Origin of the sequence: Odoribacter sp. N54.MGS-14, assembly GCF_000980295.1 — a bacterium.
GTDB lineage: Bacteria > Bacteroidota > Bacteroidia > Bacteroidales > Marinifilaceae > Odoribacter > Odoribacter splanchnicus.
The window spans coordinates 80,773-100,678 of sequence record NZ_LARL01000004.1; the positions used below are offsets into that span (position 1 = coordinate 80,773).

The window sequence follows — 19,906 nt, forward strand, 5'->3', positions numbered from 1 at the left end:
ACAAACTTCTATTTATTTTTAAGCGTTCATTCATTTCCCCGACCGTTTCTATCCACCGGATAAATATTGATGCAAAAAGTATATCTTTGCATTCAGATAAAATAACAAAATCGTATGGTATCGAGAAATCTGACCCAGGAGGAAATCACCCGGCTGCAAGCACAAGGCTGCAGTTCGACAGATTGGCAACGTGTAAAAGTTGCTTCCGGATTTAAAACCGATTATATACAAAATGTCCGTTTTTCAGGAGATATCGAACTAGGCATATTCGATTACGAGTTCATTTTAGAGGGAGGACTCCCCAGACATGCCGGTTTGTTCAATGTCACCTTACACAACTGTCGGGTGGGTAATAATGTCCTGATCGAAAATATCCCCAATTATATCGCCAACTACCGGATCGGAGAAAATTGTTTTATACAGAATGCCAATCTGATCGTAACGGAAGGACGTTCGTCCTTTGGAAACGGAACTTTAGTGGCTGTATTGAATGAAACCGGAGGACGGGAAGTGCCTATTTTCAATGAATTATCGGCCCATCTGGCTTATATTATCGCCCTATACCGCCATTTCCCTGTCCTGACCGAGCGTCTCAAGGCACTGATCGAACGATATACCGAGCAAGTGTCCTCGACAGAAGGAAAAATCGGTAATCACGTACGAATCATCAACACCGGAACGATCCGTAACGTCTGCATAGGCGATTACACGACCATCGAAGGTACATCCCGTTTGAAAAACGGTTCCATCAACAGTAATGCAGAAGCACCGGTATTTATCGGTCATAATGTGATGGCTGAAGATTTCATTTTTTCTTCGGGCACCTGTATCAACGACGGAGCAGCTTTAGTACGGTGTTTCATCGGGCAAGCCTGTCATTTAGGCCATCTGTTCTCAGCTCATGATTCTCTATTCTTCAGCAATTGCCAGGGAGAAAACGGAGAGGCTTGTGCCGTATTTGCCGGTCCTTATACGGTGACCATGCATAAATCCAGTCTGTTGATCGCCGGTATGTTCTCTTTTCTGAATGCCGGTAGTGGTTCAAACCAAAGCAATCATCTTTATAAATTGGGACCCATCCACCAAGGTATCGTCGAACGCGGTTCGAAAACAACCAGTGATTCTTATATACTCTGGCCGGCGAAAATCGGGGCTTTTTCTTTGATTATGGGGCGACATGTCAGCCATCCGGATACTTCGGACCTGCCTTTTTCCTATCTGATCGAACAAAATAACCAGACTTATCTGGTACCGGCAGTCAATCTAAGGAGTGTCGGTACGATCCGGGATGCTCAGAAATGGCCCAAACGTGACAAACGCAAAGACAGCCATCAACTCGATTATATCAATTTTAACCTGCTCAGTCCCTATACCATTCAGAAAATGCTGAGCGGTATAGAAGTACTCCGCACCCTGCAACAGGTGTCCGGTGAAACTTCGGAAGAATATTCATACCAAAGTGCACACATCAAAAGTAATTCCCTGAAAAAAGGTATCCAATATTATTCCATGGCTATCAACAAATTTCTAGGGAACTCGATCATTAAAAGGCTGGAAAACCTGACATTTCACAACAACGAAGAGATCCGCCAGCGCCTGGCCCCTACCCGGACAGAAGGTAGCGGCGAATGGGTAGACCTTTCCGGTCTGATCGTCCCCCAACAAGGGATCATCCGCCTGATCCGCCGGATAGAAAACGGAGAGATCGAATCTGTCGGACAGATCACGGATACTTTCCGCCAACTTCATGCCGACTATTATCAACTCGAATGGACCTGGGCTTGGGAAGTCATGCAACCCTGGTACCGGGTCACACCTGAAAGTATCACAGCCGGGGATGTGATCCGGATAGTGAATACCTGGAAAGAAGCTGTGGTCAATCTCGATAAAATGCTTTATGAAGATGCGAAAAAAGAATTTTCCATGACAGCTCAAACCGGTTTCGGAGCCGACGGTAATCAAAAACAAAAGAAGATCGATTTCGAACAGGTACGGGGAGCTTTTGAAAATAATCCTTTCGTGGAAACCGTCCAGGAACACATAAAGGCAAAAACCGCTTTAGGTGATGAATTGATCGAACGATTAAAAAATATTTAAAAATAATTGGATATAAACTAAAAATTATATTTCTTTGTAAAGCCGGATACAAGAGGTATCGGCATTTTTTTATTTCATGTAGCGTTTTCAAAAGCGCCTTAGAATCAAGAAACTGGTAATTTCAATTGTGATTCATTTACAACAACTAAGGCGGATATTGACAACGCTCGCGTAGTGAGTACGTATATAAATATACATATTCTAAGCGTGAGCTTGTCTTACCCGGTTGTTGTGGAATACCAGTTCCCTTGATTCCGGGTATGTGCAAGTTCCACGCTTATTTTTTTATTAAAAAGTACGCAAAACTTGCCTGTCCCCTATTATATAGCGGAGTTCCAAAAACCCAGCAGGCAGTCGGCAAATCAATCGTTTCTTTCCAGACTTTCGGTTACCGGCTGTTTTTTATGAAAATCCACCTTTTTATCCTATCTTTGCGTGAAACAAATCAAATCTGGGAAATTATGTCAGAATGTATAGAACATCCGGAGAATGCTCCGGAATATGAAGGATTAAAGGTGAACAAAGGCATCGAGCAGCCCGATCCCATGAATCCCAATATTGCTGCGCGCCTGAAAAATATACGGAGGCAAACCCTGACCACCGACGATTATGTCGAAGGTATTCTGAAAGGAAACATCAACATCCTAAGCCAGGCGATCACGCTGGTAGAAAGTGCCAAACCCGAGCACCAGGCCGTTGCCCAGGAAGTGATCAACCGTTGCCTGCCCTCCTCCGGACGGTCTGTACGGATCGGTATCACGGGTGTACCGGGAGCCGGCAAGAGTACTTTCATCGAAAGTTTCGGAAAATATCTCACCGGCCAGGGACATAAAATCGCTGTATTGGCCATCGACCCGAGTAGTGAACGGTCGAAAGGAAGTATCCTGGGCGACAAGACCCGTATGGAAGAGCTTGCCTGTGACCCTCATGCTTACATTCGGCCTTCCCCGTCAGCAGGTTCCTTAGGTGGTGTCGCCCGGAAAACCCGCGAAGCCATGATCCTTTGTGAAACAGCCGGCTTCGACATCATCCTCATCGAGACGGTCGGTGTAGGCCAAAGCGAAACAGCCGTACACTCGATGGTCGACTTTTTCCTGCTGGTACAAATTGCCGGAGCCGGAGACGAGCTTCAGGGCATCAAACGGGGAATCATGGAAATGGCCGACAGCATCATTATCAACAAAGCCGACGGGAACAACATTCAACGGGCAGAACTAGCTAAAGCGCAGCTCCAGACCGCCCTGCACTTTTTCCCGCCCCACGAATCCGGCGTCATGCCCAAAGTCATGACTTGTTCCGCTTATGAACGCACCGGTATCGATGCTATTTGGGAAAATATCCTGCACTATTGCAGTGAAACTCAACAAAACGGTTATTTCGATGTCCGCCGTGCCGAACAATCCAAATACTGGATGTACGAAACCATCGACGAACAATTACGCAACCATTTCTATCAAAGCCAAAAGGAAAATTTAAAAATAGCAGAAAAACAGGTCATGAGTAATCAGGTCAGCTCCTTTGCCGTTGCTTTCGAACTGTTGGACAACTATTTCAATACAAACAAATAGAGGAGCGCTATCCCGATTACCGAGACTGCCCGAAAAGTCGAATCTATGACTTTTCGTAATTAGCATCTTATTCAAAAATCGGCCCCCTGCTGATTGGTGGAACTGAAACTACTGACCTATCTATCAGAACTGCAGATTCGCCAATCAGCATACTGAAAAAAGTAAACTTAGCAAAGTGAATACAAACCTTTCGAACCAAATATGAAAAGCTGTCTGTTCATCTTTATTTTTGCAAGCCTTTGGGGCAGTTGCCGAAATCGATATCCTTCAGAAAGAATGCTGAATCAAGCTGCACAATTGATTTATTCCTCCCCTCAACAAGCTTTGAAGCTGCTGGATTCCATTTCCCAAAAAATATTAAAACGGAATGCCCGTCACAACCTATATTTATTAAAAGTTCATGCTGCTTACGAAGCCTATCAGGATATCTCGGTATATCCTCCCCTTTCTAATACAGCCCGATATTTTCAGCAACAGGGTGATTCAACCAAAGCAGGGTGGGCCTATTTATTTACGGGTATCATGGACAGCAAGAACGGTTATTATGAAAAAGCCTCTATCAACCTGTCGGAAGCAAAAGAGAATGCACCACGACAAGACAGTATGCTCTTATTTCAAATTCATTATCACCTCGGAGAGCTATATAAACTTCGCCGTGACCAACAAGCGAGTATCGAATCTTACCAAAAAGCCATAGAATATCACTCTCCCCAGAATAAATACAGCAATTATGAAATGGGCGACTGTCTGCTCAACACCAGACAATATGCAGCAGCCCGGACATATTATAAAAAGGCCGAGCTAAACGCTTTGAATTTACAGGATTCGGTAAATGTGGCTTACCTCATGTTGCAGATCGGTATTTCTTATTCGAACACACAAAATACAGCGAATGCAATTCTTTACACGCATAATGCCTTAAAATATGATCCGAATCCGGAGTTTCAGAAACAGGGTTATCTCCTTTTAAGTGAAATTTATCTACATCGCCAACAGCTGGATTCTGCCAGGTATTATCTGAAAAAGGCATCCGTGTCAACGGACGATTCGGAAAAATTACAAGCCCAATATTATAAACAACTATACCAAATTGCCGAGTTAAAGAAAGACTATCAGTCGGCATTAAATCATTATAAGAAATATACAACCTATATTACAGATTACCAACTAAACAAGACCGAAGAACGCATCGACAATATCGTCAACCGCCACCACCAAAAGAAATGGCAACGCGAAAACCGCAGGCTGGTCCGCCAGCGCATGCTATTGGTCAACGGTAGCCTCGTTCTGGCTTTACTTTTTATACTACTAGCCACTTATATCGGTATCTTATTGAAAAAAAGACGGGAAAAATACCTGAACGCCTGCCAAATGATCGAAACTCTACAGCATTTATGCCAAGAACAAAACCGATGTCAGGATAAATTTAAAGAACTGTTGCTGAATAAATTGGAAGTATCCAAAAAATTAGCTTTTATTTCAAGCTATCCCCATGACAAGCATCAGGCATTTTTAAAAATGTATAATGAAATTCTGGGAGACATCGGACAGACCGATTTAAACTGGGATGAACTCTATTTCACCATAAATTATTTATACAACAATTTCCAGCAAAAATTGAAGGATAAGTTTCCTTCCCTGAACGAAAAAGAAATTCAATTGTGTTGTCTGATCCGAGGTGGTTTCAAAACCGATGAAATCGCTTTTGTCATCCGGCAAAGTGTCTATTCAATCCACAAACGGAAAACGGCTATCCGGAAAAAATTGGGTATGGACGAACGGGCCGATATCTTAACAATAATACTCTCCTTACTGGACAATTCATAGAAGAAAAAGCAGGATAAATACGACCTTACAATTCAATTTCATTTTTTTACCAAATTTACAAACCTGTCCAATCACAACAAACTGATTTACAGACACACATTTTTCTGTTTTACAATTACAAAAACACAAATTACAAATACAGAATCCACAAAATAAGATAAGGCACCTACATACCAGATTACACCATTTAGAATTTGTATTTAATAGAATTTTGGCAGTTAATATATGTTTACCCTAAATGTATCACTGAATTGCAAACCGACTCTGATCCGGGAAAGATCATTCTCCCCCGGGAAATCCATACATATCTTCGTTAAAATCCATACATATCTTTTTTAAAATTCGTCCGTATCTTTTTGGAAAAACATACGGGAGAAAATCCGGAAACATACGCCCGAATGAAACAAAAGGACGAATATCCTGAAATCACTCACCGAAACCCTACAGCAGGAATATACGGCAAGCAGTACTCCTATCATTTACCTATAAAACAGACTGCCCCCGTTTAGATTCCCGAATAACAAGTCTCCAGTTTCCACCCCTTATAAACGAATTATCACCTTTTACCAATTTTTCTTAATACTATTTTTATAACAAACTCACAATCAGTGTATAAAAAAACAACATTACAATTAGAAACAAGAGGTATATTAATTGAATCCTTAATTTATTCTATAATTTTAATCCATCAATTTTAATTTTTAAAACTATGAATAAACTATTAAAATATATTAGTATAATTTTATTATTTTTTTCTTGTGAAGAAAAAATAATAGAAAAAGAAGATCTTCCTTCAACTAAAGGCTGTTCCCAACAGAATTCCTATGAAATTATAGACGGTATTCTACATTTCAAATCTCCCGAAGCAATGAGTACATTAGTAAATGTGTTAGAAAAAATGTCTGATGAGGAATTTTTTGCATGGGAAAAAACAAATAATTTTTATTCGTTATATCATGCAATTTCAAATGCAGAGGAAGATATTTTTTCTGATAGTGTATCTTTTGAAAAGAAATTAAAACAATACGAAAATTTAGTGTATTTAGATGAAAATGAAACAATTCAAGCCAAAGTACCCTCTCGATTATATCAACTAATTTGTAATAATGAGGGATATTTTTTCATCAATAAATATAAACATCAAGTGATTTCAGATGAAATTATTACTAAAGACAATCAACTTAGGAACATAGAAAGCAGAAAATATATTGTTAACAACTCTCCCCAAACACGAACAAAACAAGAACCAAGATACCCCATAGCTTCTTCAACATATACAGGTAATAAACGACGTGTACATGTTACAGTATTATATATTCGAGAAATTGTTCGAAATACTAACGGAGAATGGGTTGGAAAGCAAATATTACAATTAGAATCTACATCATACAAAAGAGTATTAGGAAGATATAAAAGGTACAAAACAGTCCATTCTGTAGATGTTCTTGGTTTTTATTGCTCAAAAGGAGTTTATAAGAAAGAAGACGGAAATTACTCCACACGCAATGTAAGATTCGAGGGCTTAGGAGGTGGAGGTTCTGTTGGAGAAAAAAAGACTATGACAATGAACTATTTTTTATCTCCCTCAAATTTATGGATTCCAGAAAAATATATTTCCATTAATGAAAAAGATATAAGTTTTGTACAAACTAGAGTTAGTACTCGTGGTACAGGTAATAGCGGGACTGTTGTTGTTTATACAAGAGATTCATTTATTTCTTTGCCCTTTATTATTCCTACCACAGGAACCCCACAAATTATAAGGCCTTTAATAACAGAAAATTTTGGAGAATGATGAAAAAATGCTCAGTAATTACCGGTATGATTTTAGCAAGCCTTTTACTGTTTATGAACAGTTGCGAGAAAGATTACCTGAATGCGGAAGAGATTAGTTATTCGTTGACCGTTTCGGATACCGTTTATCTGAATGAACCTGTAACCATCAAGGGAGTGATCAACCAGGACTTAGATATCAGAGTCTATTGGGAAAACTGGAATAATGATCATTTGATCGGCGTGCTCAAACCGTACCGGGACTCTATTGTCTGGATACCGGAAAACATAAAAGAAGGGCCAGCCAATCTGTTGACACAAATCGCTTATAAAAGTGGAAGAAAGAACCAAACGAACCTCATGGGCGGGAAAAATATCGTGATTAAAAAAAGATAACATTCAGAATCACGGAAAGCTTCACCACGTCATCAGCACAAATCCCTTCCCGGATAGCTTGTTCTATCAATAACAGGCATACCTGGATGGGATTTACGTATAAATAAGGAATCAGGCCAATAGTTCCCTCTCCTGGGAAAATTCCGGGAAATCGTCCAGAAAACAGAAGTCGTTTTCCTGATTCATATAACCGCAAAAATGGCGAACCCCATTGGTAATGGCTACATAGGGAGCTGCCAGTGTCAGATTATAGCGAAACACCTGGTCGAACACTTTTTGGGTAAGTGCCACAGCAGGCGCTTTACATTCGACCAGCAGCCAAGGATTACCGCTCCGGTCGAAAACCACGATATCGAAACGCCTTTTCAGGCCATACAGTTCAATTTCTCTTTCGACGGCAACCCGGGAGATCGCATATCCTTTCTTTTCTACCAGATAATGCACCACATGTTGCCGTACCCATTCTTCAGGCGTCAGGACCACATACTTCTTCCGGACGATATCGAATATCATCACCGTCCCGTTTTGCTTTTTCACCTTATAATCGAATCCCGGTAACGAAAGCTCTAACATATCCTTCACTATTTTTCTCCTCGCTTTATTTTCGCCTTTAGCTTATAGCCTATGACTTTTTCACCTCCAACAAACTACTATCTCCATAACTCAAAAACCGGAAATCATGAGTCAGCGCGTAATCATAAATTTTGTGCCAATCCTCTCCGACGGCCGCACCGACCAATAACAACAGGGTACTTTGGGGTTGATGGAAATTAGTGAACATGGCATCGATCACCCGATAGCGGTACCCGGGAACAATAATAATCGTCGTACGGGCTTTCAGCAACTCCTGACAAGCTGTGTCGAACCAACCGCACAAGGCTTCCATGGCTTCCCTCAAAGAATAATCCTGAGGTAAAGTATACGCTTCCCATTGTCCTAGCGTAAAAAAATCCTCCTGTCCTGCCAGGCGTTTCACCCCCATCCAGTATAAACTTTCCAACGTACGTACCGAGGTTGTTCCCACTGCAACGATATCACCGGTCTTCTCCTTCAATTGTTCTACCAATTCGCGGGAAATGACCAAATGTTCCGTATGCATATCGTGATCTCCGATCGTCTCTGCTTTTACCGGCCGGAAAGTACCTGCCCCGACATGCAAGGTCAATTCCCGGACATGCACACCTTTCTCTTTCAGATCGTTTAAAATCGCCCGGGTAAAATGTAATCCGGCAGTCGGAGCTGCCACAGACCCTTCTTCTTTGGAATACACCGTTTGGTATCGGACTTCATCGGAAGCTTCCGATTCCCGGTTCAGATAAGGAGGGATCGGAATCCGGCCGCATCCTTCCAGCACTTCACTGAACGAAAGACCTCCCGTCCAGCTAAAACGGATAATCAACTCCCCCTCTTGTTGCCGCACCTTTTCGGCGGTTAACCGATAGGTCGCTTCGCCATAGGTAAAGTCACAGGCAATGCTCCCTTCCTTCCATTTTTTCAGGTTCCCCACCATACAACTCCATTCACAACTATCACGAGCTGCAAAATTCTGAGCATAATCGACCGGCAGATACGGTTCGAGACAAAACACTTCGATCACAGCTCCTGTCGCCTTGCGGAAAAACAGACGGGCATGAATGACTTTCGTATTGTTGAACACAAGCATCTGTCCAGCCCTAAGGAGGCGACGCACCTCTGAAAAACGACTTTCTTCTATCCGTCCACCCCTATATATCAACAATTTAGAAGCCTCTCGTTCGGCCAATGGGAATTTTGCTATCCGTTCGTCGGGCAAATTGTAAGTATAGTCTTCAATCCTTATATTCCTGAGTTTATCCAGTTCTCTATCCATATCATTTTGTCGTTTGACAATAATATTCTATTTTTATGTTCTGAAAGGCCGGGGATTGCATTTTGCAAAATCGGTCAAAGATAGTGAAAGGTGAGAACAGTGACAAATGAAAATTTATTTTCAATTTGACCCTACTGAACCGCATCCTAATCTTATCCAAAGATAACAAAAAGATCAAAGATCAGGTTATGAAAACAAAGAAAGACATTGTAGACAATTGGTTACCCCGGTATACGGGAAGAGAATTAAAAGATTTTTCAAAATATATTTTACTCACCAACTTCGAATATTATCTGGAACTATTCTCCGAATTATATCAGGTACCTATCGTCGGAGCAGACAAGACCATGCCTAATGTCTCCTGTAACGGGATTACGCTGGTCAATTTCGGTATGGGCAGTCCGAATGCCGCCACCATACTGGATTTACTTTCGGCCATAGAGCCCGAAGCCGTGCTTTTTATCGGTAAATGTGGCGGGATTAAGGAAAAGAACTCCGTGGGTGATTATATTCTTCCCATCGCTGCGATAAAAGGCGAAGGAACCTCCGACGATTATCTGCCTCACGAAGTGCCTGCCCTACCGGCTTTCAGCATTCAAAAAGCCTGTTCGAAGGCCATCACGAATCATGGGCGGGAATATTATACCGGCGTAGTCTACACGACGAACCGACGGGTATGGGAATACGACGATCGTTTTAAAGAATACCTGAAAAGTACCCGGGCCATGGCGGTCGATATGGAAACGGCCACGATCTTTACTGTCGGTTTTGCCAATCGTATCCCGACAGGTGCCTTACTGTTAGTCTCCGACCGTCCCATGATCTCCGACGGAATAAAAACAGCCGAATCGGACAAACACGTCACGCAGAATTTCGTTAAACAACATCTGGAAATAGGCGTAGAGGTCCTGAATAATATCAAAGAAAAAAATTACTCCGTAAAACACCTGATTTTTTAATCGAAGATGAAGAAACAAATTTCTTATTTTCTACTTTTTACTTTTTATCTATTTCTTTTTTCGTGTAAAGAAAAACAAAATTCTTCCGTTCCGCCAGCCGACACCCGGGTGGAATGGATAAAGAAGACCTGGGACTTCGGTAACATCACCCAAGGTGAAACGGTAACCCATACCTTCTATTTCAAAAACACAGGGACCCAAAACCTGCTGATTAAAAATGTGGAAACGGGATGTGGATGTACAACAGCCGATTATGACAAAGCTCCCGTTCGCCCCGGGAAAGAAGGAAAAATAGAAATTGCCTTCAACTCTGAAGGCAGATACGGTAAACAATACAAAGAAATCCGTATATTTGCAAACATTCCGGAAAAACAGGTTATCCTGAGTTTTACCGCGACTGTAAAAGAATAAAATCAAATCATTTTAAATTAATAAACAACAATTATGAACACATTACTTATTGTATTACAACAACAAAGCAACGGTTTAATGAATTTCTTACCCTTGATCCTGATCATCGTCGTATTCTGGTTCTTTATGATTCGTCCTCAGATGAAAAGACAGAAAGAATTGAAAAACTTCCGTGACTCACTGAAAAAAGGAGATAAGATTGTGACGACCGGAGGTATTTATGGAAAAGTACTCGAAATCGGGGATTATTATATTATCATGGAAGTGGAAGGCCAAAACCGCCTGAAAATCGACAAATCGGCAGTTATAAAAGACATGACCGACGCTACTCCGGCAAAATAAATCACCCGACCGACGTCCGGAACGATTGGCAGACCTATGCACTGACCGAACTACGGATCAGCGGCTTCAGTCCTGCCAATCCTCTTCGCCGGTCTGTCTCTGAAAAGAAAGCCGATCCCCCGAAAACCGACGGATCGATGTGACTATTTTATCATAAAAACCGATTCCATGTACTTGCCCAAAGTCAACCTTCAGCAAATCCAGCAGTTTAAGGAGAAATACCTCAACCGGAATATCGTCTCCTACCTGATTTGTGTTGTCATAGCTTCCATCTTATGGTTTCTGAACACTTTGAGCAAAGATTATCTGACAGAAATAACCTATCCGGTCAAGTACACCAATTTCCCCGCGGGAAAATATCCCGTTGCAGAACTCCCCACCCAAATCCAGCTCACGGTAAAAGCCAAAGGATTTGCTTTATTGGGACATAGCATCCGCACTTCTTTTCTGCCCATTACTTTTAATGTAGGCAGTTATTGTAATCATGCCCTCTCCGACAAGGCAGGCATACAGGAATTCATCCTGAACACCAACGACATCAAAGACAAAATCAGCAGTCAATTAAATACGGAAATTCAATTACAGAGTGTAGCTCCGGAAGAGATCGTATTCCAATTCGCACAATCGGGCCGGAAAAAGGTAGCCATCCGGCCTATTGTGGATTACACCCTGAAAAGACAATATATCGTCAACCAGATAACGGTAGCTCCCGATAGTACCTGGATAGAAGGACCGGTCAATATACTGGACACTTTACACTGTATCCCGACCGAACTTATCAAGCTGAAAAATATCAGTAAAAATATAACCCGTACAGCAGAATTAGTCGCTTTACCCTATTGCACTCCTCAGGAAACCGCTGTGGAAGTCGATATACAAGTAGAGCAATTTACGGAGGCCAGGAAGATCATCCCGATCACCCCCCTTCATGTCCCCGATTCTTTGACGCTCCGGCTCTTCCCGGATAATGTCAATATCAGTTATGAAATAGGACTGAGTAAATACGATAAAATTACAGCCAGCGATTTCATCTTTTCTGTAGATTATCCGAAAAATGCAGATGTCACTTATCTGGAAGTCAAGGTTGTAAAAGCACCGGATTACATCAAAAACTTGTCCTATACCCCCCAAAAGGTCGAATATATATTGGAAAAAAAATAATGATACATTCTATCGGTTTAACAGGTGGCATAGGTTCAGGGAAGAGTACGATCGCCGGTATCTTGAAACAACTGGGTTATCCGGTCTATCTCGCCGACCCGGAAGCTTCCCGGTTAATCAATCGTTCTGTAGAAATCCGTAACGACCTTACCGGTCTGTTCGGGGCGGATCTGTATACCCCCCGAGGAATGCTCGACAAAAAATTATTAGCGGATATCATCTTCAAAAATCCACAAGCCCTGAGTCAGGTGAACCGGATCGTTCATCCCCGGGTAATCCGTGATTTTCAACACTGGCGGGAACAGCAGAACAGTCCTTTGGTCTTCTTCGAATCGGCTATTCTTTTTGAAGCCGGTCTCACCCGTCATTTTGATTTTATTATTTGTGTAACAGCATCAGAAGTCACCCGTTTAAAAAGAGTGATCCTTCGGGATGCGACGAATGAAGACAAGGTAAAAGAAAGAATGCAAAACCAGGCTGCCGACACAGAAAAATGTAAAAATTCGGATTTCATCATTTACAACGACGAGGACCATATGGTCGTACAGCAAGTCCTGGATGTTTTGAATAAGTTGAATTTAAAAATACAATAAATAGTCATGGCAAAATATGGAAAATGGATTGGTGCAGGTTTAGGATTAGCACTGGGGGGACCTCTCGGTGCTTTATTCGGATTGTTTATCGGGTCGATGTTCGACAATATCCAAACCATTGCGATCCCATCGGACGGGGGGCCTATTCCTCCGGGCCAAACCGGGCGTGGTGATTTTACTTTCAGTCTGACCGTGTTGGCGACCGCAGTGATGAAAGCCGACGGCCGGATCATGCGTTCCGAACTCGATTATGTCAAAACATTTCTCATCCGGAATTTCGGCATCGAAGCCACACGTGAGGCCATGCAAATGATCAAAGAACTGAGTACACGAGATATCCCTGTCGACGATGTATGTCAGCAAATCCGTTTTCAGATGCCTGAAGCTTCTAAAGTACAATTGCTCTATTTCCTGTTCGGTATTGCCAAAGCAGACGGCACCGTCAGTACGGCCGAGATCGGTCTGCTCGAAAATATTTCCAACCGGCTGGGCATCGATCATGTCACTTTCATGTCCGTAAAATCCATGTATTACGATGACATCGAATCCGCCTATCAGGTTTTGGGCATCGACAGCAGTGCCAGTAATGAAGAGATCAAAAAAGCTTACCGCAAAATAGCAATGGAAAATCATCCCGATAAAGTAGGGCACCTCGGAGAAGATATCCGGAAAGCTGCGGAAGAAAAATTCAGCCGGATCAACGTCGCTTACGAAAAGATCAAAAAACAAAGAGGCATGAATTAGTATCAGATTGTAAGATGAACATTTTCAATTTCCAATTAAATGCACTAGTTTTGCAACTCATTTTTGTGAAACTTCAAATAACGAACTATGTTAAAAGAAATTTTATCCATTTCAGGAAAGCCTGGTTTACAAAAACTGATCAGTAATTCTTCTAATGCCATTATCGTCGAATCACTTATCGATGGCAAGCGTTTCCCCGCCTATTCAAATTCAAAAATTATTGCACTGGAAGATATCTCTATTTATACTGAGGCTGAAGATATGCCTTTGAAAGAAGTTTTCAAACGCATTTCTGCTAAAGAAAATGGAAAATCTGCACTGAGTCACAAAGAACCTACTGAAAAAATTCTGGCTTATTTCGAAGAGATCGTTCCGGAATATGATAAGGAACGGGTATATGTCTCGGATATGAAAAAAATCATTCAGTGGTACAACCTGCTCACCGAGAAGGGAATGCTGGACCTGGATGAAGAAGCCAAAGAAGAAGAGAAAAAAGAAGCATAACCTCCTCCTAAAACATAAAGAAGTCGGGGTGCCCCGAAAGGCTTTCGGACCATCTCAACTTCTTTTCATTTCTGACACCGATGTTTCAATTCAAGCGATTCGTCATCCATCAAGAACATACTCCGATGAAAGTCGGAACAGACGGTGTATTATTAGGAGCGTGGGCAGAGCTTGAAGAGGCGGCGTCCATTTTGGATATCGGTACGGGGACCGGCCTGATCGCACTCATGGCAGCCCAAAGAAACGCACAAGCCCGGATCGATGCCCTGGAAATCGAACCGGCGGCCTGCCGGGAAGCCGCCTATAACATTCGAATCAGTCCGTGGGCCGAACGTATCCGGTTATATCCCCAGGCCTTGCAAGCCTTCTTTCCTGCTATCGGTTATGACTGTATCCTTTGTAATCCTCCTTTTTTCGTACACTCCACACCGGCACCGGATAACGGCCGTAGTTTAGCGCGGCATACCGGCACGCTTCCCCATACCGAATTGATCGTTCACGCCGAACGCCTGCTTACACCTCACGGTAAGTTCCAGGTAATTCTCCCTGTAGAAGAAGCTTGCCAGTTAATCGCCTATGCCAGGCGATACCATTTATTCCCCCGGAAAATCACCCGTGTACATCCCAATCCGGGAAAAGCCCCCAAGCGGCTTCTTATCCAACTGACAAGACAAGCTCTTCCTCCGGTCGAAACAGATCTGACCGTAGAACTTTCCCGCCATCATTACAGCGAAGAATACATCGCTTTGACCCGTGAATTTTATCTAAAAATGGAATAACTGTCTGATTTTTATCTTTTTTAGGGAAATTTCCCGATTTTAAAGAAATCTATCCGGACATTTAACGATCCATTAACTGTAAATTATTCGGAACCGCCTTATCTTTGTCATGTCAAAACGAAGAATAAAAGACACGTTTTTTTCATAAGTTTGTATGTTTAGGTTAGTAGTTAGTAATTAATAAGAGATCGGTTTCCCCGGTCTCTTATTTTTTTCTATCTTTATCCATTGAAATCATTAACAACACTCAAATTTACGACTTTGTCCATGAAAACTCTTTTATTTGTCTGTAGTCTTCTTTTATGTCTGGGCATAACCGGTTGTCGTCAAAATGAAAAGGAACTCAAAATAACGGCCTACGTAAATCCTTTTATCGGTACCGACGGTCACGGCCATTGTTTTCCGGGAGCGATCCTGCCCTTCGGCGGTATTCAGCTCAGCCCCGATAATCCCCGTAACGGTTGGGACTGGACCTCAGGTTATCATTATTCCGACAGCATCATATCTTCTTTCTCTCACACTCATCTAAGCGGCACAGGTATCGGTGATCTGCAAGATATCCGGTTTCTTCCGGTGAGCACTACACCGGATACATCGATCAGCCCTGCTGCTTATATCCAATCGGGATATGCCCGTTTTTCCCACCGCAACGAGCAGGCCGAACCCGGCTATTACAGTGTCGTATTCGACAACGGTATAAAAACAGAATTATCCGTCACCAACCGATGCGGTATCCATTACTATCAATACCCTGCCAACTCGGCCCATGCTCTGACTATCGATTTAACCACCGCCCGCAACTGGGACCGAACGACAGAAACAAGTATCCGTAAAGTCAACAGCCGAACCCTCGAAGGTTACCGGAAATCGCAAGGCTGGGCCAATGACCAGCGGGTGTACTTTATCATCGAATTTTCACAGGATTGCGAAGTATTAGCAGGATACAAGAAATTCTCTCCTCTCGAAAACGGGCAGAAAATAACCGACAAAGGATGTTATCTCTATGTCGATTTCGGCCAGAAGACCAATAAAATCCTGGCCAAAATCAGTATTTCGTCTGCCAATACCGAAGGAGCGATAGCCAATCTGGAAAAAGAACTCTCCCACTGGAGCTTTGACAAAGTGAAAAGGGATGCCAACCACGCCTGGAAAAGACAGCTCCAAAAAATCAAAGCAGAAGGCCGGAACGAAGCCGACTTAGAAAATTTTTATACCGCTTTGTATCATGCTTACACAGCACCTTATCTCTTCTCGGATGTAAACGGTAATTATAAAGGCCCTGATAAAGAAATCCACAGTGTTCATAAACACAACCAATATTCGGTATTTTCCCTTTGGGATACTTACCGGGCAGCACATCCCTTATTCACCATCACCCAAAAGAAACGGGTATCGGATATGATCAATTCTATGCTCAAGCACTATGATGCCTATGGCTTACTACCCGTTTGGGAACTAGCGGGCAACGAAACGTTCTGTATGATCGGTAACCATGCCATCCCTGTTATCACCGAAGCCTATCTGAAAGGCATCCGCAATTTTGATGTCGAAAAGGCTTACGAAGCGATGAAAAAAACGTCGCTCACCGACCGGGCCGGTATGGGTGTTTACCGGAAATACCATTATATTCCTTATGAGCTCGAAAACGAATCGGTATCCAAAACGCTCGAATATGCTTACGATGACTGGTGTATCGCTCAAATGGCCAAAGCCCTGCAAAAAGAAGACGACTATCTTTTCTTTTTAAACGCCTCCCGCAATTACACCAATCTTTTCGACCCCGGTACCGGTTTTATGCGGGGCAAATCTTCTGCCGGAGAATGGAAAACACCCTTCTCCCCGCTCTATTCCAACCACCGGGACGATGAATATACCGAAGGTAACGCCTGGCAATATTCCTGGTTGGTGCAACACGATGTCGAAGGGCTGATCGCCCTGCACGGAGGTGCCGAAGCTTTTATAACCAAACTCGACAGTCTCTTTACCCTGGATGCCCGGCTGGAAGGCGAAAATGCCTCTCCCGACATCAGTGGTTTTATCGGACAATATGCCCATGGCAACGAACCTTCCCATCACATCGCTTATTTATATAATTATGTCGGGCAGCCACACAAAACCCAGCTGTATGTCAACAAAATTCTGACCGGATTATATCACAATACCCCGGATGGCCTTTGCGGGAATGAAGATTGCGGGCAAATGTCCGCCTGGTATGTCTTCTCGGCCATGGGCTTTTACCCGGTCAATCCGGTCGAGGGAAAATACCAGTTGGGCGCTCCGCTGTTCGACAAAATAACCCTCTCGACAGGACCGGAGAAAAAATTCGTCATCACAGCCAACAAAGAGTCGGACGGGCACATCTATGTACAGGAAGTATATCTGAATGAGAAAAAACTCGACCGCACCTGGATCACTCACGAAGAGATCATGAATGGCGGAGAATTGAAATTCGTCCTGTCTACCCGCCCTTAAAGAAGAAACACAAATAAAAAAGGCGGTTGTCCTAAGTTCATTTTTTAACTTCCGGCAACCGCCAAGCGATAAATAATTCCTGTTACAACCGTCCTTCTACAGCCTCTCCGGCAACACTTTTCACATCATAAACAATACCGTTTTCTTTACACAACTCCCTCAATCGCAAAGACCGGAATTCCTGATGAGCAACAGCCAATACCACCGCTTCGTATTTTTCGGCGGGAAGGGTATTCTTCATTTCTAAACCGTAGACTTTCCGTACTTCCTCGGGAGATGCCCAGGGATCGTAAACATCGACTTCCAAGTCAAATTCTTTCAAAGCAGCGATAATATCGACCACTTTGGTATTTCTGACATCGGGACAATTTTCTTTAAAAGTAATCCCCAGCACCAGAACTTTAGATCCCTTGATACATTGTCCTTTCCGGATCATACACTTCAACGTTTGTTTGGCCACATACTCGCCCATACTGTCGTTCAGTCTGCGTCCTGCCAGGATAATTTCCGGATGGTATCCGTATTCCTGAGCTTTCTGGGCCAAATAATAGGGATCCACACCGATACAATGTCCTCCGACCAAGCCGGGCCGGAAGGATAAAAAATTCCACTTCGTAGCGGCAGCTTCGAGCACAGCTTGTGTATCGATATGCATTAAATTGAAGATTTTCGACAATTCGTTGACAAAGGCGATATTGATATCCCGCTGTGAATTTTCTATTACCTTGGCTGCCTCGGCCACTCTGATAGAAGGAGCCAGATGGGTGCCCGCCACGATAACCGAATGATAGAGCGCGTTCACTTTCTCTGCCACCCCGGGAGTAGAACCCGAAGTTACCTTTTTAATTTTTTCTACCGTATGTTGTTTATCTCCCGGATTGATTCTTTCGGGGGAATAACCGGCAAAGAAATCTACATTGTATTTTAATCCTGAAACCCGCTCTATCACAGGGATACAGTCTTCTTCGGTAGCCCCGGGATAAACCGTCGATTCATAAATGACAATATCTCCGCGAACAATCACCTGACCGACTGTCTCACTAGCCCTGATCAACGGAGTGAGATCGGGCCGGTTATGTTTATCGACAGGAGTGGGCACGGTAATGATATAATAATTGCAATCTCTCAGATCTTCCGGGTCACAGGAACAATACAACCCCTTCTCTCCCCGTTTGGGAACGGAGGGGCGCAATACCGATTTCATCACTTCTTCCGACACTTCCAGTGTCCTGTCTATCCCTCGGTTCAAGGCTTCGATACGTTCTTTTTTCAAATCGAACCCGACTACAGCATATTTTGTCGCAAAGAGACGGGCTAAAGGAAGTCCTACATACCCTAATCCGACGACTCCGATTTTAATCTCTTCCATCACTTTCTTTTTAAATTCTCCCAATACCATTTGACCGCTTCCCTCAATCCCTGTTTCATATTAAACCGGGGATCGTATCCCAACAACTGCCGGGCTTTATCGATAGAGGCCAGAGAATGCGGAATATCTCCTTTCCGGACAGGGCCGTAAACAATATCCACGTCAGCAATCCGGGCGTCGTAAAAGCCCAACAACTCTTTGAGATAACCGACCAATTGATTCAGCGTGGTATTCTCCCCATAAGCGGTATTGTATACCGTATTTACAGCCTTCGGATTCTCCGTATTCATCGCCAGCCAGTTCATCTGTAAGACATTGTCGATATAGGTGAAATCGCGGGAATATTCACCGTCTCCGTTAATGACCGGAGATTCATACCGCATCAGTTGTTCCACGAATTTCGGGATAACGGCAGCATAAGCACCGTCCGGCGATTGCCGGCGTCCGAATACGTTGAAGTAACGTAAACCGATACATTCCATCCCATATACCCGTCCGAACACATCGGCATAAAGCTCGTTCACATATTTGGTGATGGCATAAGGCGATAAAGGGCGCCCGATCACCTCTTCCACTTTGGGCAAATTCTGAGAATCGCCATAAGTAGAAGAACTGGCGGCATATACAAAACGTCTGACTCCGGCATCCCGGGCAGCGACCAACATATTCAGGAAACCCGAAATATTCACTTCATTGGTGGTCTGCGGGTCATTGATCGACCGCGGTACGGAGCCCAAAGCCGCCTCATGAAATACATATTCCGCCTCAGCCACTGCTTTGCGGCAATCTTCCGGTTTGCGGATATCCCCCACCTGCAATTTAAATCGCTCCGGATATTCCCTCAATAAAGCTTCTATATTTTCAAATTTACCTGTAGCAAAATTATCCAGACAAGTCACTTCCTCCCCTGCTTTCAAAAGATATTCACACAGATTCGAACCGATAAAACCGGCTCCTCCTGTTACTAAAAATTTTCTCATTCCAGCCACTTTAAAGAATAGATTACAATACCATCTTTCTATTTCGAATTATCATGTAACAAAAATACTGCTTTCTGCTTTA

Annotated in this window: 18 protein-coding genes; 14 read left to right on the forward strand and 4 right to left on the reverse strand. The window is 43.1% G+C overall.

The annotated features are described in order from the left end of the window. Positions 1-114: 114 nt before the first annotated feature. The 5 genes from WS42_RS01565 (at position 115) to WS42_RS01585 (ending at position 7,661) form a co-directional block, all read left to right on the forward strand. On the forward strand, positions 115-2,097 hold the full coding sequence (locus WS42_RS01565) for a DUF4954 family protein (RefSeq protein WP_013613715.1): 1,983 nt from the start codon (positions 115-117) through the stop codon (positions 2,095-2,097). A 473-nt stretch (positions 2,098-2,570) separates the two neighbouring features. After that, positions 2,571-3,665: a methylmalonyl Co-A mutase-associated GTPase MeaB gene (gene meaB / locus WS42_RS01570; protein WP_041557649.1), complete on the forward strand. Its 1,095-nt coding sequence runs from the start codon at positions 2,571-2,573 to the stop codon at positions 3,663-3,665. A gap of 276 nt (positions 3,666-3,941) precedes the next feature. Further along, positions 3,942-5,492 (forward strand): tetratricopeptide repeat protein, encoded by a 1,551-nt coding sequence (locus tag WS42_RS01575; protein ID WP_041557057.1) that lies wholly within the window; start codon positions 3,942-3,944, stop codon positions 5,490-5,492. 709 nt (positions 5,493-6,201) lie between these two features. After that, positions 6,202-7,287 (forward strand): hypothetical protein, encoded by a 1,086-nt coding sequence (locus tag WS42_RS01580; protein ID WP_046450678.1) that lies wholly within the window; start codon positions 6,202-6,204, stop codon positions 7,285-7,287. Next, the gene (locus WS42_RS01585; RefSeq protein WP_041557056.1) at positions 7,284-7,661 is read left to right on the forward strand and encodes a hypothetical protein; all 378 of its coding nucleotides are present in this window, start codon (positions 7,284-7,286) and stop codon (positions 7,659-7,661) included. Before WS42_RS01580 ends, WS42_RS01585 begins: the two co-directional genes overlap by 4 nt. A 111-nt stretch (positions 7,662-7,772) precedes the next feature. Here WS42_RS01585 and WS42_RS01590 read toward each other — a convergent pair whose 3' ends face one another. Next, entirely contained in the window at positions 7,773-8,234 is a 462-nt protein-coding gene (locus WS42_RS01590) for a type I restriction enzyme HsdR N-terminal domain-containing protein (protein ID WP_013613704.1), read from the reverse strand. A gap of 49 nt (positions 8,235-8,283) precedes the next feature. Continuing rightward, a complete protein-coding gene (locus WS42_RS01595; RefSeq protein ID WP_046450679.1) occupies positions 8,284-9,510 on the reverse strand; it encodes an S-adenosylmethionine:tRNA ribosyltransferase-isomerase in 1,227 nt (408 codons plus the stop codon). Positions 9,511-9,698: 188 nt separating this feature from the next. Here WS42_RS01595 and WS42_RS01600 point away from each other — a divergent pair, with 188 nt between their 5' ends. The 9 genes from WS42_RS01600 (at position 9,699) to WS42_RS01640 (ending at position 17,475) form a co-directional block, all read left to right on the forward strand. Beyond that, complete coding sequence (locus tag WS42_RS01600; protein WP_013613702.1) at positions 9,699-10,469, forward strand: AMP nucleosidase; 771 nt, start codon at positions 9,699-9,701, stop codon at positions 10,467-10,469. Positions 10,470-10,475: 6 nt separating this feature from the next. Then, positions 10,476-10,880, forward strand: a complete 405-nt coding sequence (locus WS42_RS01605; RefSeq protein WP_046402881.1) for a DUF1573 domain-containing protein — start codon at positions 10,476-10,478, stop codon at positions 10,878-10,880. 33 nt (positions 10,881-10,913) lie between these two features. Further along, the gene (yajC, locus tag WS42_RS01610; RefSeq protein ID WP_013613700.1) at positions 10,914-11,222 is read left to right on the forward strand and encodes a preprotein translocase subunit YajC; all 309 of its coding nucleotides are present in this window, start codon (positions 10,914-10,916) and stop codon (positions 11,220-11,222) included. Positions 11,223-11,390: 168 nt separating this feature from the next. Continuing rightward, positions 11,391-12,383 (forward strand): YbbR-like domain-containing protein, encoded by a 993-nt coding sequence (locus tag WS42_RS01615; RefSeq protein WP_013613699.1) that lies wholly within the window; start codon positions 11,391-11,393, stop codon positions 12,381-12,383. Next, positions 12,383-12,976 (forward strand): dephospho-CoA kinase, encoded by a 594-nt coding sequence (gene coaE / locus WS42_RS01620; protein ID WP_046450680.1) that lies wholly within the window; start codon positions 12,383-12,385, stop codon positions 12,974-12,976. The genes WS42_RS01615 and coaE overlap by 1 nt, the downstream gene beginning before the upstream one ends. 6 nt (positions 12,977-12,982) lie before the next feature. After that, entirely contained in the window at positions 12,983-13,720 is a 738-nt protein-coding gene (locus WS42_RS01625) for a TerB family tellurite resistance protein (protein ID WP_013613697.1), read from the forward strand. Positions 13,721-13,807: 87 nt separating this feature from the next. Next, positions 13,808-14,224: a DUF5606 family protein gene (locus WS42_RS01630; RefSeq protein ID WP_013613696.1), complete on the forward strand. Its 417-nt coding sequence runs from the start codon at positions 13,808-13,810 to the stop codon at positions 14,222-14,224. Positions 14,225-14,304: 80 nt separating this feature from the next. Continuing rightward, positions 14,305-15,003 carry a tRNA1(Val) (adenine(37)-N6)-methyltransferase gene (locus WS42_RS01635; RefSeq protein ID WP_046450681.1) on the forward strand — a complete coding sequence of 233 codons (699 nt, stop codon included), beginning with the start codon at positions 14,305-14,307 and terminating at the stop codon, positions 15,001-15,003. A gap of 267 nt (positions 15,004-15,270) precedes the next feature. Then, positions 15,271-17,475, forward strand: a complete 2,205-nt coding sequence (locus WS42_RS01640; RefSeq protein WP_046450682.1) for a GH92 family glycosyl hydrolase — start codon at positions 15,271-15,273, stop codon at positions 17,473-17,475. 82 nt (positions 17,476-17,557) lie between these two features. Here WS42_RS01640 and WS42_RS01645 read toward each other — a convergent pair whose 3' ends face one another. Continuing rightward, positions 17,558-18,844, reverse strand: coding sequence for a nucleotide sugar dehydrogenase (locus WS42_RS01645; protein WP_022160594.1), 1,287 nt, complete (start codon positions 18,842-18,844; stop codon positions 17,558-17,560). After that, positions 18,844-19,824, reverse strand: a complete 981-nt coding sequence (locus WS42_RS01650) for an SDR family oxidoreductase (protein ID WP_013613692.1) — start codon at positions 19,822-19,824, stop codon at positions 18,844-18,846. The genes WS42_RS01645 and WS42_RS01650 overlap by 1 nt, the downstream gene beginning before the upstream one ends. Between the last annotated feature and the right edge of the window lie 82 nt (positions 19,825-19,906).